Annotated in this window: 12 protein-coding genes; 5 read left to right on the top strand and 7 right to left on the bottom strand. The window is 45.2% G+C overall.

Annotated elements, in window-relative coordinates:
• Positions 1-355: 355 nt before the first annotated feature.
• Positions 356-808, top strand: coding sequence for a DUF948 domain-containing protein (locus ABEA66_RS23475; RefSeq protein WP_079908553.1), 453 nt, complete (start codon positions 356-358; stop codon positions 806-808).
• 23 nt (positions 809-831) lie between these two features.
• The gene (locus ABEA66_RS23480; protein ID WP_079908963.1) at positions 832-1,206 is read left to right on the top strand and encodes a YtxH domain-containing protein; all 375 of its coding nucleotides are present in this window, start codon (positions 832-834) and stop codon (positions 1,204-1,206) included.
• Positions 1,207-1,353: 147 nt separating this feature from the next.
• Here the strand turns inward: ABEA66_RS23480 and ABEA66_RS23485 are convergent, their stop codons facing one another.
• The 6 genes from ABEA66_RS23485 to ABEA66_RS23505 form a co-directional block, all read right to left on the bottom strand.
• Entirely contained in the window at positions 1,354-2,511 is a 1,158-nt protein-coding gene (locus tag ABEA66_RS23485; protein WP_345591310.1) for a phosphodiester glycosidase family protein, read from the bottom strand.
• A gap of 89 nt (positions 2,512-2,600) precedes the next feature.
• Positions 2,601-4,412 carry an EAL domain-containing protein gene (locus tag ABEA66_RS23490; protein ID WP_345591312.1) on the bottom strand — a complete coding sequence of 604 codons (1,812 nt, stop codon included), beginning with the start codon at positions 4,410-4,412 and terminating at the stop codon, positions 2,601-2,603.
• A 58-nt stretch (positions 4,413-4,470) separates the two neighbouring features.
• Positions 4,471-4,593, bottom strand: a complete 123-nt coding sequence (locus tag ABEA66_RS23495; RefSeq protein WP_144027730.1) for an AgrD family cyclic lactone autoinducer peptide — start codon at positions 4,591-4,593, stop codon at positions 4,471-4,473.
• Complete coding sequence (locus tag ABEA66_RS36400; protein ID WP_079908556.1) at positions 4,583-5,146, bottom strand: accessory gene regulator B family protein; 564 nt, start codon at positions 5,144-5,146, stop codon at positions 4,583-4,585. Before ABEA66_RS36400 ends, ABEA66_RS23495 begins: the two co-directional genes overlap by 11 nt.
• Positions 5,143-5,814 carry a hypothetical protein gene (locus ABEA66_RS23500; RefSeq protein WP_079908557.1) on the bottom strand — a complete coding sequence of 224 codons (672 nt, stop codon included), beginning with the start codon at positions 5,812-5,814 and terminating at the stop codon, positions 5,143-5,145. Before ABEA66_RS23500 ends, ABEA66_RS36400 begins: the two co-directional genes overlap by 4 nt.
• Positions 5,815-8,578: 2,764 nt before the next feature.
• Entirely contained in the window at positions 8,579-9,232 is a 654-nt protein-coding gene (locus ABEA66_RS23505; protein ID WP_079908561.1) for a helix-turn-helix domain-containing protein, read from the bottom strand.
• 197 nt (positions 9,233-9,429) lie between these two features.
• Here ABEA66_RS23505 and ABEA66_RS23510 point away from each other — a divergent pair, with 197 nt between their 5' ends.
• The 3 genes from ABEA66_RS23510 (at position 9,430) to ABEA66_RS23520 (ending at position 13,354) form a co-directional block, all read left to right on the top strand.
• A complete protein-coding gene (locus ABEA66_RS23510; protein ID WP_079908562.1) occupies positions 9,430-9,867 on the top strand; it encodes a hypothetical protein in 438 nt (145 codons plus the stop codon).
• Positions 9,868-10,022: 155 nt separating this feature from the next.
• Positions 10,023-12,062 carry a glycoside hydrolase family 15 protein gene (locus ABEA66_RS23515; protein WP_345591316.1) on the top strand — a complete coding sequence of 680 codons (2,040 nt, stop codon included), beginning with the start codon at positions 10,023-10,025 and terminating at the stop codon, positions 12,060-12,062.
• On the top strand, positions 12,059-13,354 hold the full coding sequence (locus ABEA66_RS23520; RefSeq protein WP_345591317.1) for a glucose 1-dehydrogenase: 1,296 nt from the start codon (positions 12,059-12,061) through the stop codon (positions 13,352-13,354). Before ABEA66_RS23515 ends, ABEA66_RS23520 begins: the two co-directional genes overlap by 4 nt.
• A gap of 122 nt (positions 13,355-13,476) precedes the next feature.
• On the opposite strand, the gene ABEA66_RS23525 is transcribed toward ABEA66_RS23520, so the two are convergent.
• The gene (locus tag ABEA66_RS23525) at positions 13,477-14,337 is read right to left on the bottom strand and encodes an AraC family ligand binding domain-containing protein (RefSeq protein WP_345591318.1); all 861 of its coding nucleotides are present in this window, start codon (positions 14,335-14,337) and stop codon (positions 13,477-13,479) included.
• Positions 14,338-14,385 lie beyond the last annotated feature (48 nt).

Below are 14,385 nucleotides of genomic sequence, written 5' to 3' on the forward strand. Positions count from 1 at the left end.
CGAGGCGCGAGTTTGTTGAGAAAATGTAAAATAGCTTCGGTGCCCCGGTGGGGTATCCCCCTCCGGCCGCTGTTGTTTTCGGAAAATTATGAATATATTCGCTCTACAGCGGATATTTTCCGAAAACAAAGGCGGACGCTATCGCTCCTCCAAGGGACACCCCACCTATCACCTTTCGCATTTTTCGGTACGTTAGGGTTTCTCAACAACCCCTAAGGTCCCTTTGGGGGCCTTTTTTGGGATGGGTAGAAAAATTTTTTCCATTTTCAGTGTCAAAACAAGCGCATGCTACTTATAATGTACTATTCCATAGGCATTCGTCTAGGAAAGTTGCCAGTGGGGGAGGTGGCGGTACGTGATTTGGCAAATCAGCGTAAGCCTGGCGTCCTTGGCTTTCATCGTCTTGGCAGGGTATCTCCTCTTTATGCTGAGAGAATCCCGCAAGGCCATGGCCCAGGCTCAGGAGACATTAAGCGCCATTCAAGTGCAGCTGAAGCTGACTACCGAAGAATCGGTCCGTACGATTCGTCTTTCCAGACAATTGCTGGAGGACGTACAGGGAAGATTAAAGGCAACGGATGGGTTTGTAGCCGCAATGGAGCAGACGGGGGAAGCTGCCAGTACGCTATCCCATTCGGTGAAGCTGGTCTCCCGCACATTGTCCGATACGGTTCTGGAGGCTCGGGAATCGCTACATAGCCGACAGGATACAGTTAAGGACCTGATAGAGCTGACGACAACGGGAATCCAGCTATGGCAAAGATGGCAGGCCCAGAAGGCCTCCCCCAAGGGCAAGACTGGCGAATGATCAAGACGAAGGAGATGAACAGCATGGCAGCGGATAAAAAAGGAAAAGATATGTTGATCGGAGCCGTAGTAGGCACCGTTTTGGGAGCGGTGACCGCTCTGTTGCTTGCACCTAAATCAGGAAAAGAGCTTAGAGCCGATCTGGCAGAAGGCGTACACAACGTTTCCGAGAAAACACAGCAGGTTGCAGGTAACGTATTGGATAAATCCAAACAACTAGCCAGCACGATTTCGGAAAAAACTCATTCCCTCGGCAGCTCCACTACAGAATGGGCAGGCAAGGTCAAGGAAAAAGCGTTGTCTTGGAAAAACGGAAAAACCGACGAATCGGCTGAGGTTCCTGTTGCAGCAACGGTCATCGTGAATGAAGACCGGGAAGCTGAAGAGGAAGGGAAATAACCGAACAAGACATATAGCACAAAAACCATCCGTCCAAGGCAGAAGACTTGAGGCGGATGGTTTTTGACATGGTAGAGCTTTATAATCGGGGCTCCACGCAAAGTGCCTGAATCGGCTTCGGAGCCAAGCCCCCGCTTTGTGGGGGCATTACCATTTCGAAGGATCGATCTTGCTTGGATCGAGTCCCTGCCATATGTTGCGGATATCGGCGGTTTCCGGATGGTCAAACACGAGCCAAGCCGTAGGCAAATACCGCTCACCATGCTCACTGGCAGGCTTGTTAATGATTTGGTTATCATGTACCAATACCGTGGACGAGCCGCCGTCCAGGTTGGCCGCTGTAATGGCTCCATGCTCCAGAAAAATATTCTGAATATCGTACAGCGTCGCGCCGATACTATAGCCCGGCTGTCTGCCGTCAATAATGGCAAACATGATAGTACCGTCTTCCTTCTGTGCCATACAAGTACGAGGGGCGATTCCCCATCCGTCCGCCTGATTCTTGATTTGGCCTACTCCATTAACGATAAACCGCGGAGCGAACGTTACGGCTTCCTGAACACCCATTTGCAGCAGCTCGGATGGCTTGTACTTCCCGGCGATCATCCGCCCGTCCTTATCGATGCCTACAATATGATTCGGTGTATTCATGCTTCCGTCGTTATAAAAAATTTTGCCCCCGGACATGACGAGACCTGTAGGCTGGAATCCGTTGCCCATCCATTCCGGGTCGACGAAGCCGCCAGCATTGACGCCTGCTACAGCTCCAAGCCGTTTCACCATGGAGGATACCTTTTCTCCTTTGCCTACCTTGTTCGGAACGGCAATTCTCAGCTTTTTGGGGTCATTCACAATAAGCAGCTTTCCTTTGAAATTTTTGCCTTCAATCGGCTCAATCTCAACGAGGGGCTTCTTTTGTTCCTTCTTGGGCTCCGCGGCGGCCGGCTTGTTGACCTGCACCAGGTGCTGGTCCTTCACTTCCGTGTAAGTGTCAAATTGCTGCCAGTACCGATTGACCCGTTTGTCCAGCTCATCATTGCCAATCAGGTAAGCGGCCCAATGCCGATGCTGCGTTGTTATTAGCGTATCCGCCATCAGATAGCGAAGATTCGTTCCCGACTCCGTCAAAAAGAACCAGAGACTGAAGATCATCCCGAAGGTCATCAATACCGACATCGTATAAAAGAAAAGAGTTACAAGAGCGGAAGCCCGTTTCTTCTTCTTCTTCTTTTTTCGAGAGGAAGGAAGCTTCTTGACGGCCACTGTCGTACGCGTCTTAGGACTGCTCGATAAATTGGCTGGCATGTCTTCGTTCCCTTCAAAATATTGGATTTTCTACAGTTATAAACGTAAAAAAGAGAAAAAAGTTTCAGTTCAAGACCGCACTTTTTTCCCTATTTCGGCAAATATAGCTGTTTTTTCTCTTTTATCATCTTTTCAAAATCATCGGCAGCTACCGGCTTGCTGAACACATACCCTTGGATTTCATCGCATCCCCGGGACAGAAGAAATTCGAGCTGCTCCATCGTTTCTACGCCCTCCGCCAATGATTTCATCTTCAGCTGCTGCGACATTGCAATAAGCGCCGTCACGATAGCGGCATTATCCTCGTCGGATGTGACGTCCCGAATGAAGGATTGGTCGATTTTTAACGTATGAACGCGGAACCGTTTCAAATAACTGAGGGAGGAGTAACCCGTTCCAAAATCATCGATAGAAATTCGAACTCCCAGCTCCTTCAAATGGTGCATCGTTTCGATCACTTGCGGGATATGGTTCATAGCAACGCTCTCTGTAATCTCCAAGCACAAATGCTCAGGCTTAAGCCCGGTTTCGTCCAAAATCTTTTGAATCATCGGAATAAATTGCGGCTGATGGAATTGAATGGCCGAAATATTCACGGAGACGCATAGTGCAGGATATCCGGAATCTATCCACTGCTTGGTTTGAATACAGGATTGCTTAAGAATCCAATGACCGATCGGGACGATGAGTCCGGTTTCCTCGGCCAGGGGGATAAATTCAGCGGGAGAGATCATACCCCATTCCGGATGGTGCCAACGAACGAGCGCTTCCATTCCATTGATGGTGCCGGTGTGCAAATCGACCAAAGGCTGATATAAAATAAGAAGCTCTTTTCGTTCCAACGCTTTACGCAGATGAAGCTCCATGTTCAGCGTGTGCAGCGAGCGTTTGTTCATGTCGGGATGGTAATAATGGTATGAATTCCCACCTTTCTCTTTGGAGCGGTACATGGCATTGTCGGCGTTTTTCAACAAGGTTTCGGCATCAATTCCGTCATTGGGATAAAGGCTGATCCCTATGCTTGCTGTTACGAACAGCTCATGCTTTTCAATGTGAAAAGGTTCCTTGACAAGATTAAGAATCCCTTTAGCCAGCTGCGCGGGCTCATCGACATGGGTCGTTTGGGAAAGCAGAATCATAAACTCATCCCCGCCAAAACGGGCGACAACATTGTGGTCTTTGATATATATTTGAAGCTTGCGCGCCAAAGCTTGCAAGAGCTGATCTCCAATGTGATGGCCTAGCGTATCATTAATGACTTTAAATCGGTCCAGATCAAAAAAAATAACGGCTACCCGATTTCCCGTTTTCTCCGATTCCTGAAGGCAGGCTTTGAGACGATCATCAAAATAGAGACGGTTCGGAAGCTCTGTCAACGAATCGTGATAAGCCATATGAATGATTTTTTCCTCTGCCCGCTTACGTTCATTCATCGCCCGAATGGTTGCATAGGAACGCAGAAATTGATCGTCTTTAGTCTCATTAACAATACGGGCAAACAATTCATCGTGTTGAATGGGATTGTGATGGGCGGAAGAGGGGTCAGAGGTTGTAAGCAATTGTATTACGTTTTCGATGTGCTCTTTGTGAATACGTGCGGCAGAGGCTGTTTTGGAACGTTTGCGGTCTTTTTCACCTAAATAAACGATGCCTTTTTTCGTATCATAATCTTCTACGTGGTGCATGTTGACGATATTAGCGCTATCTAAGAGCCGAAACCCGTCCTCGAACAGCCATTCTTCCAAATTATCGAAAGAAAAATCAAGATAATACTGCTGATCCTTGGTGTGAACGATAACTTCACGTTCTCGAATCTTATCGATTTTGACAACACTGCTCGAATCCAAGATGATAATTTCCGACCCTCTCTTGCCGTCTCGTGTCACAGGAATTTTCTGCATGAAATTCAGCTCCATAAGAGAAGGATTGGTAGGCTGTCTTGAGGGACAGCCCCAGATATTATTTTTTCAGTAGTTCTTGTGGTGTTTCTGGGCGGTGAGTTGATATTGAATTAGTGGTGACAAAAAATGCAGCCAGAGTCATTAGAATGCTGTTTGCTAAGATTGCAAGCTTATTTTTCATGTATAAACCTCCTTTCTACGAAGTCTCTTAAAATATAAGAGTACTTCGTTGTTAGAAATGCCTGAATAAAAAATGCGGTTGAAAGAATGGAGGATTGAATGAAAAAATTGGAAGATACAATTATAATTGCTAATATTCGCAAATATGGATAGTACTTGGGACTAATCTTACTCACATCTTGTATATTATTAGGAGCAGTTATAAAGAAAGTAATAAGTGATATGATATCAAGAATAATAAAAAAACTATTATAAGTATGGGTAGTAAATGCGATGGTTACAAAAATAACTATCGATAATAAACAACAAGATAATGAGGATGACATATGCATGCCGCCAGAAACAAATCGTATAAGCATATAAGCGAAAATTCCAAGTAAGCACTGTAATAAATGGCCGGTTGCTAAACAAATCATTATAGAGATTATCATAGCTAAAGAAGTATTTATTAATAAAATCAAAGAGTACTTCAGCGCAATTTCCGACCCAGCACCTGCGTGATTATTACGTATACTTTTTGCAAGGTATTCCGCAGATTGATCGATAACATTCATTTTCGTGACAACCTTTCACGTCTATTCTTCCATAATTTTTGATTATGTTTATAGGATAGATAGATTCCAACTAGAAAAAGGATTCCAATAATTATAGGAACAATAATATGCAGTTTGGATTCTTTAAAAGCAACTGTTTGCACTTGGATAATAACAACGGCAATAACTAATACAGCAGAAAGTAAAAAGTTATACCCTTTTTGTGCATCATTAATAGTCGTATGAAACCCTAGCTTATATTTTTGAAGCGGGTATAGTAGTAATAATAGTAGGGCAGAAACAATCAACTCACTCATAATAAATTGGGAAAGTGATGTTTGAAACGTTTCGGGAGAAAATAAATTCAAATCGGTTCCAACTGATGCTACTAATCCTTCAAAAAGTGTTGTAACTAGCGAACCGATAACCATAACTAAAATAGAAAAGATTACTGGTAGTCCGAAAAATAGAGTAATTAAGACAATTCCAGAGACTATGATAGGAATAGCTGCGAGACCGGGCTCATTTATAACATCTCTAAAATAAACAGAAATAAGGGACATAAAAAATGCTATGAGGGCTACTTTATGTAGTGAATAGCGAAAATATATTCGGAAAAAAGACAAACTTACAAGAATTACTGAAGCAAACTCTATTGAATTTGCAATGATCTTGGCGAAATAAAACATCACGATGCCCCTTTAAGAAATGTCAAAAGTTATATTGTTTAATTAAATTAAGTTTAATATACTATTGTAAACTTAACAAGTAGAAAATTGTCGAATAAAGCGCTTTCTAGCTACGAGTACGTATCAAACATAGGCGATGTTACCCTGACGTGATAAGAAATTTTAGTAATATAAATCTATCTTTTGTACCATCAAATTCAATCCTCCAGCTCTTTTTCGTAGGACATATGTATTAAGTATAAAAAGACAAGAAATAGCATGGAAATAATAAATGGTATGATTTTTTCGTAAAATATGATTGAAATGCTGCCCAGATATAGTAACAATGATCCAAGGACTAGCACTATGTAAAACTTTGATGGAAATTTTGCGGATTTTGAACTAAGATTTCTTGATGAGATAAAGGTAAATCCTATCCGAAGTTTATTGAGAACAATAGATAAAACTAAATTCACTGAACATAAAAAATAGACTTGAATGTCGTAATCGTTACGAGTAATTTCAATAAACTTGCCATGGTCGAAGTTAGCTAAGGCCATATTAAATAAAAGCTCGGACATAACGTTGATAGGATATGTTATAGAAACTAGAAGAAATGAATGCCACAACCTAAAACGATAGATTAAGAATACACAAAGAAAATAACCGACAGGCTGGAGTATCGATAAGAGGTATATAATTTTGAATGTTAGCAGTACTATTGTGACTTGGGATAATAGTAATGTGCAAATAATAACGTGTGTTAGATATCTAGTGATCTTTAAACGAAATATAGATAGTCCTAATATTTGCAGTGTAAACCACCAGTAACATGCTTGAAGAAAAGTTGTCCAAATCTGATCCATCTAGAAATTCCCCCGCTGTTGTGCATTATGTACTCTAATAACTCATTCCTATAAAACAAATTCATGATTAAACTAACTAAGCTTGAAAAAGTAATGGAATATGCGGTGCTAGAATAAAACCTCTACTCACTCCATCATCTCTTTCTCATGTGAAAGATGCAAAATAATAACCAGTGCAAAAAACGTAATCGTTATAGCTAGCATGATAATTTCAGAAAAGTACTCAATAGTTAGGCTAGTAATCATAATAGGAAGCCATCCAAGGATAACCATCAAGATGAGTTTTTTCGGTAAAGCCTTTTTTCGAATCATTATATTGCTTGTTACGAAAGTAAAGCCGATTCTATAAAAGTACAGTAACACTGTAATTAAATAATTGATTGTTGTTAGAACTAAACCTTGGATGAAATAATCGTTTCTTGAGATACGGATAAACTCAATGTAATTATATTGAGCTAGCAGCAGGTTAAAGCTCGATTCCAACACAACATTTAGGCCGAAGACCAAGGTAGTCATGAGTAAGGATTGGACTATTTGGAGACGATAAAACACCCAAAAGCAAAGTAAAAGAACAATAGGATGTAGAATCGACATTAAGAAAATAAGTTTATAAGACTGTAGAAAATATGAGGTTTGTGTCAGAACTAAAGTACTGATAATGATACATTTTAAATATAAATGAGGCTTTATACGAAAAAGTACAAGGCCCATTAGCTGAACAGAGGGCCAGAATACCAAATAAAGTATAATCATTTTTATCTGTTCCAAACTAACCCACCCCTAATCCTCAATCTCCCTTAAATCAGATAAATGAAATATGACGCTTACGATCAATAATAATAAGGTGATAGAAAAGCATAATGATTTTTCAAAATAGACGATAGTAAGACAGTGATGCCAATAAGGGATGAGGCCCAACCCTTCATTAATTACTCCGAAATTTCCTTCTTATTAGCCAAATGAAAGCTTTGAATGATGTATGTAATTTGAGATAGCAGGACAATCGAGTCAATTGTGGTATGTAGTTTCTAAACTTTAAACGAAATAGTGCCAGACTTAAAGAAAGCATAGAAGTCCAAGTTACTGCGAAGATAAGAAGTTCGCATAGCTGCCTCATTCATTCACCATTCCTAAAAAATAAAATCAGCCTAATTGCACTCATAGTACAAATAGGCCGAACACTATGTCAATGATATATTTATCATATTAGTTTATTTACCCATTCACCTATCAATCAGCCAGCTCCTTTTGATAAGACAGCCTTAACACAATGAACCATACAAAGATTACAGCTAACTGAAAATAAAAAGCATATTGTTGAACATAAAATATAGTAATACTAGAAATCAAAAGAAAAGCTAATGCAAATAGGCAGGCGTACATAAACGGTTTGTTCTGTTTTTTGAATAGGAATCTCCCTTTATCATATTGAGATAAAAAAGAGAAACCAATACGGTATTTTGATAGTATGTAACATAAAAATACATCGATAACAAGTATAAGGATTGCAATAGCAAAAGTGCCGTCCTGAATAACAACAAGAAATCGACTAACGTTAAATTTAACCAAAGCCATGTTCAAGATAAACTCCAGAGCAAAATTTATGGAGTACGCTACAATCGTAATGATAATAGAAGGTACTAGGCGAATGCGAAAAAGAAGCCTATAGCACAAAATTGCACAGATAGGCTGAACAGTTGCGATTAAGTAGATTTTGTCAAAGCTTCTCAGAAAAACGGAGATATAGTCCAGTAACAGGGAAGAAAGTATGATCTGAACGAAGTAGGGCTTCAGGGGAAAACGAAATAGAACAAAACCTAGAGAAAGCAATGAAGCCCAACCGAAAAAATAAAAAACAGCTAACTGTAGAGTCGGCATAATGTCCCATCATTTCTTCAATAGTATTCCGAATGAATAAGTTACCCCTTAATAAACGAAGGGTTAATCCCGGCGGTCTTGCCGAAGGTAAACTCTAGGCTGGTCAGATTGTTATTGGCGATTTTGCGCAGGATCAGATCGTGGTATTTGCGTTGGCGCAGGGCGGACATGGAGACGAATAGTCCTTCACCCTTCGAATCGAAGTAGAGCCGGCCGTTCTTTTCATCATATTTGCGGATATGCTGGAAATTGGCGTAGACGTCCGCGTCCACTTTTTTGAACTCCAGATCGTCCAGCTTTTCCAGGAACTCGCTGAAGTCTCGTAAGGAATCGATGCTATGTCTTACTTTCGTTGCTTGATTGCAGTACATAATGTCTTTGGTCCCTACCTCAATATAATAGACGGTAGCCAAATCTATATCTATATTGGTGCTCGGCGCGTCACTAAAGTCCTGGGCTTTCAAGTGTCCGGCCTTGATCATCAAATCGGTGTAGGAGTAGCAGTAGGCGTCGGAAAGTTTTTTGAGAGTATCGGGAGAAGGGGTAATCTTTTCGTTGGTGGACCGGTTTTTTTCCAACTCCAAATCACGGATATATGCGTGCGATAAACCGCTTTTTTTAGCTGCTTCCCTTAAGGACATGGAACCGCGCAAGCCTTCTAAAAATTTACCAAATTCAGGGATAGGTTGTCCCATTTTGTAAATCACCTCTTTCTTTGTTTATTGTAATGGACAAGCTTCCGAAAAGAAATAGCTCTTAAAAAAAAATATAGGGGTTACTAGGCATGAATCTAAAAAATAATTAATAAAATAAAGTAAATCTTGACGGTTTGTAGTATAAATACTACATTAGCATAAAGGGCTGATTATCATCATGAAGGGGGATCATGGAGATGAGAGATAAGGTCATGAACCGTTGGAGCACTTATGAGCCCTTTTATGTGGCGTTTAACGGGTATAAGATTGCAGATATCGTCATAACAAGCCATGCCATATCCCGCTGGTCCGAACGCGTGGAGACCGATCAAGGCGGCATTGAGCACATTTGCTCCTATCTGTGGGATGCATTAAAGTTTGAACGGATCAAGCCTTATTACGAGAATGAAAAAGACGTGTATTTAATCGACGAAGATCTGGTTATGGTGGCCGAGTTTATGACCATCAAGGACGAAGTGGATATAGCGGGAAATCCTTTACATAAAATGATTGTCGTCACCTTCCTTGGAAGAGTGTCTGAAGACATCCAGTTGCGTGATTTGAAAGCTTACTATTCATGGCTGCGGCATTCGCGGCGGATGACCTTGGTCAAACATGGCCGTAAACGCAAATAAATATTGGCCAGTTGTTAAAAAAGAAGTATGCGGTGTGATGCTGCATGCTTTTTTTGTGTTTTCTTCACTGGTGCTTAAAGAACTTTAAGGCTGATTTGCATAAATTAGGCTTGTATTCGGGGACATTAGGGAGAGATAGGAAGGAGGAGCAATGTATGGCGCGTGATTTACCTTTGGGTAATGGCAATGTGCTGGTAAATTTCGATACAAGCTATAACCTACGCGATATGTATTACCCTTATGTGGGGCAAGAGAATCAGTCGGCGGATCATTTATCTCACTTTGGCGTATGGACGGCGGAAGACTTTTTCTGGATCGACCATCCGGAGCTGGTACGCAAGTCCTCTTATCTTAACGATTCCATGGTCACCAATGTGGAAGGGATTCATGAACGGCTGGGACTCAAGCTGCTGCTTCGCGATGGGGTGGATGTACAGGAAAATGTACTCGTACGTAAAGTCGTGGTTGAGAATATGAGGCCGCAGGAGAGAGTGGTCAAGCTTTATTTTCATTTGGACCTGCACTTATACGGAAATGGTGTGGGGGATACGGTGTACTATGACCCGGATCTTCGGTCACTTATTTTTTACAAAGGACATCGTTACCTGTCTCTATCCTGCAGCGGGGCAGGAGGGAAAGGCATCGGCTGCACCAGCTTTGCCATAGGCCAGAAGGAAATGAATGGCATGGAAGGCACCTGGAGAGATGCCGAGGACGGTCAGCTGGGCCGCAACCCGATTGCACAGGGCTCGGTGGACGGGACGATAGAGCTGGAGCTCAAGGTTCCAGCCAGCGGCAAGGCGGAGGCGTGGTTTTGGATTGGCTTCGGCAAAAGCCTGGATGAGATTAACGGCATCGAGCAAAATATCCGCCAAGCGACGCCTCACGCGTTTCTGCAAAGAACCTACAATTACTGGGAACAGTGGCTTGCCAAGGATCGCCATGATCTGAGCCTGATAGATAAGGATATGGCATCCTTTTATAAAAGAAGCTTGCTCGTTGTGCGCGCGAATATGGATAACCGGGGCGCTATTATAGCGGCGAACGATTCGGATATTTTGAAGTTTGCCAAGGATACGTACTCCTATATGTGGCCAAGGGATGGAGCGTTGATTGCCCATGCGCTGGATAGATCGGGGTATGTGGCGCTGACGAGCCGTTTTTTTGAATTTTGCAAACGAGCCATTACGAAGGACGGCTTCCTGCTGCACAAGTATAATCCGGACGGCTCCGTAGGCTCAAGCTGGCATCCATGGATGAACCCGGCCGGAGAGAAGCAGTTTCCGATTCAGGAGGACGAGACCGCCCTGGTGCTGTTCGCGCTGTGGCATCATCATGAATTGGCCAAAACACTGGATAACGCGAGAGACGACTACGATAAATTCGTCATTCCGGCTGCAGGCTTCCTGGCGAGCTATAGGGATGCTTCGGGGCTTCCTCTTCCTTCGTACGATCTGTGGGAGGAACGGTACGGCGTTCATGCCTTCACGGTGGCGAGCGTCTATGCGGGGCTGCTTGCGGCAAGCAAGTTCGCCGAGCATTTCCAGGATAAAGCACGGATGGTCTATTTCCGGGAAGCGGCGGGTAAGGTGAAAAGCGCTGTCGAGCAATATATGTTTTCGGAGCAGGAGAACCGTTTTATTCGGTCGTTGTACTGGAATCGGGAGAAAAATACCTACGAGCCGGATATGACGCTGGACGCCAGCCTGTACGCTCTGTTTGACTTTGAGATGTTCGCCGCTAATGATCCACGGATTGTCTCTACGATGAAGGCGATTCGGGAGAAGCTGTGGATTCAGTCGGAGGTAGGAGGAATAGGCCGGTACACCGACGATTATTATCATCAGGTTACTCACGATATAGGCAAGGTTCCGGGGAATCCGTGGTTTATCTGCACGCTTTGGTACGCGGAGTGGGTTATAGCCGTTGCAGGCAGTGAGAGCGAGCTTAAGGAAGCGGAGGATTTGATCCGCTGGACGATGAAGCATGCCCTGCCTACGGGTATTCTTGCGGAACAGGTTCATCCTTATACAGGAGCTCCGTTGTCCGTTTCGCCGCTCACCTGGTCGCACGCCTCCTACGTCAAGGTGGTACAGGAGTATATATCCAAGAAGAAGCTCCTCCAAAATAAACAGTTCGGCAAAGAGGACATCAGCGACGCGAAGCTGCTGCAGACCACGGGAGCGTCCCAATGAAGACGGTACGTTTGAACGGACTTCAGCCTCAGGCTGAGGGAAGCGGCAAAGATGCGAATGCATCGGCAGCAGCAGAACAAGGCTCGCACGACCAAGCCAAGCAAGACAATCGGAATACCGCCGCAAATCCGGCAGGCGATCAAGTAAGGCTTGAGCTGATGGAAGTGGATCAGCCGGAGCGGAAGCAGCCTGATGACGTTCTGGTGCGCGTGCTGTGCATCGGTCTTGACGGTACCGACCGCGAGTTAATGACGGAGAAATACGGCGTCCCTCCGGAAGGAGAGAACGGGCTGACGATTGGTCACGAATCGCTTGGCGTTGTTATCGAGGCGGACGAAGCTTACGGTCTTGCCAAAGGCGATTTGGTCTGCGCGCTGGTGAGAAGACCGTGCAATGACCCGATGTGTGTCAACTGCCGCAACGGCCATGCGGATTTTTGCGAGACCGGCCATTACGTCGAACGGGGGATTAAGGGCCGGCATGGCTATCTGTCCGAGTACTACGTCGAGGAAGCCAGATATTTGGTCAAGGTGCCTCCGGCCTGCTTGCATTACGGAGTGCTCACGGAGCCCCAAAGCATAGTAGAAAAGGTGTGGGATGAAGTCGGACGCATTCAGCAACGTCTGATCTGGCAGCCCCGGTCGGTGCTGGTACTGGGCTCCGGGCCGCTCGGCCTGCTGGCGGCCTTCACCTCACGGTGTCTCGGACTCGACACCGTGGTATGGTCCAAGTCGCCGGCCGACAGTCCGGCGGCGGAGCTGGTTCGCGCCTGCGGTGCCGAGTACCGGCAGGCGGGAGAGCCCGGCGGCGCAAGCGGGCCGGACCAGGAATCCGCGGATACGCTCAGCGGATTCCTGGAGCGGAGCGGCAAGCGCGCCGATCTGATATTCGAATGCACGGGCTACAGCCCGCTCGCATTCGAAGCGATGACCGCACTCAGCCCGAACGGAGTGCTTGCCTTGTTAGGCGTCACGCCGGGCAGCCGGACGCTGAAGATTTCTTCGGATATGATCAACCAGGAGCTCGTCCTGGAGAATAAATGCGTGCTGGGCTCGGTCAATGCCTCGCGAAAGGACTTTGAAACCGGAATCTACCGGCTCCAGCAAATGGAAGCCAAGTTCCCGGGCCTGCTGGGCCGGTTAATTACGGACCGATTCACGTTGGAGCAGGTGCCGGAACTGGATTTTGGCCGCATCGCCATCAAGGCAGCTGTCGATCTGGTCCCCGAGTCCCAATGGCAGGAGCTGCTTACGGACAACGCCCGTCAGGTTGCTTACAGCTTTTCGGTATAGCAGCAGAGCGATTCATCGGCATCAGGCTGAAGAATCGCTCTGCTGTTCTGTATATATGTCGGGGCTTCCCGCCAAGTACCTGGATAAGCTTTGAAGCCAAGGCCCCGCTTGTTTGCGTTGATTTATTGGCTGCAATCATATGGATTCATCGTCTGATCCTGACGGTAATCCGAAGGAGAGCGGCCGTACCATTTCTTGAACTGCTTGGAGAAATATAAGGGATCGCTGAATCCGACGGACGAGGCTACCTGCTCGACAGTCAGCTCATCCTGCAGCAGAAGCTTTGCCCGCTCCATACGGATTTTCAGCAGAAAATTCATGGGAGAGAGCCCTGTCTGCTGCTTGAACATTTTGGATAGATGCGTACGGTGATAGCCGAGGCTTTGGGCCATCGATTCTATGGATATCGGCTGATGGTACTGCAGCGTAAGCCAGCGAATCGCCTGCTCTATCTGCTGCTGGATGCCGGAGGTTTCTTTCTTAGGGATGCTGTCGTGACCGAGCTCCTGTGCATATTCGGCCAGAAGCAGCCGCAAATAGCCTTCACACTGCATATCGCAATGCGGCTGCCTCCTGCGCATGGTCAGCTCCATCTGATGATACAGCGCCTGCATTTTACGATGGTTCTGGGTTAAGGCCACCGGCTGGTGCGGGGAGATTCCGAATCCGCTTAAATATTCGTCCGCCCTGTTTCCCTTAAACCCTACCCAACGGTAGCACCAAGGATCCTGCTCATCCGAAGCGTAGCTGACCAGCTCTCCGGGGAAGATAAAGAAGCTGCTCCCCTTCTCCAGACGGTAATCCGTTCCCATGCAGCTGAAGGTGCCGTGCCCGGATACAACATAATGGACGAGATAATAGTCAAGCACCTGGGGACCGACCCGGTGCAGCGGCTTCGTCTGGGATTGACCGCTGAAAAGAACCGTCAGCTCGCCTTTGCCGGGACGGGGATTAAAGGATACGGAATGATAGGATGCCTTCATATGGTACACCTCAATCAATTTTGATATGATGATAGAAGATTTGGAGAA

The organism is Paenibacillus vulneris (assembly GCF_039543185.1).
GTDB classification, from domain to species: Bacteria; Bacillota; Bacilli; order Paenibacillales; family NBRC-103111; genus Paenibacillus_S; species Paenibacillus_S vulneris.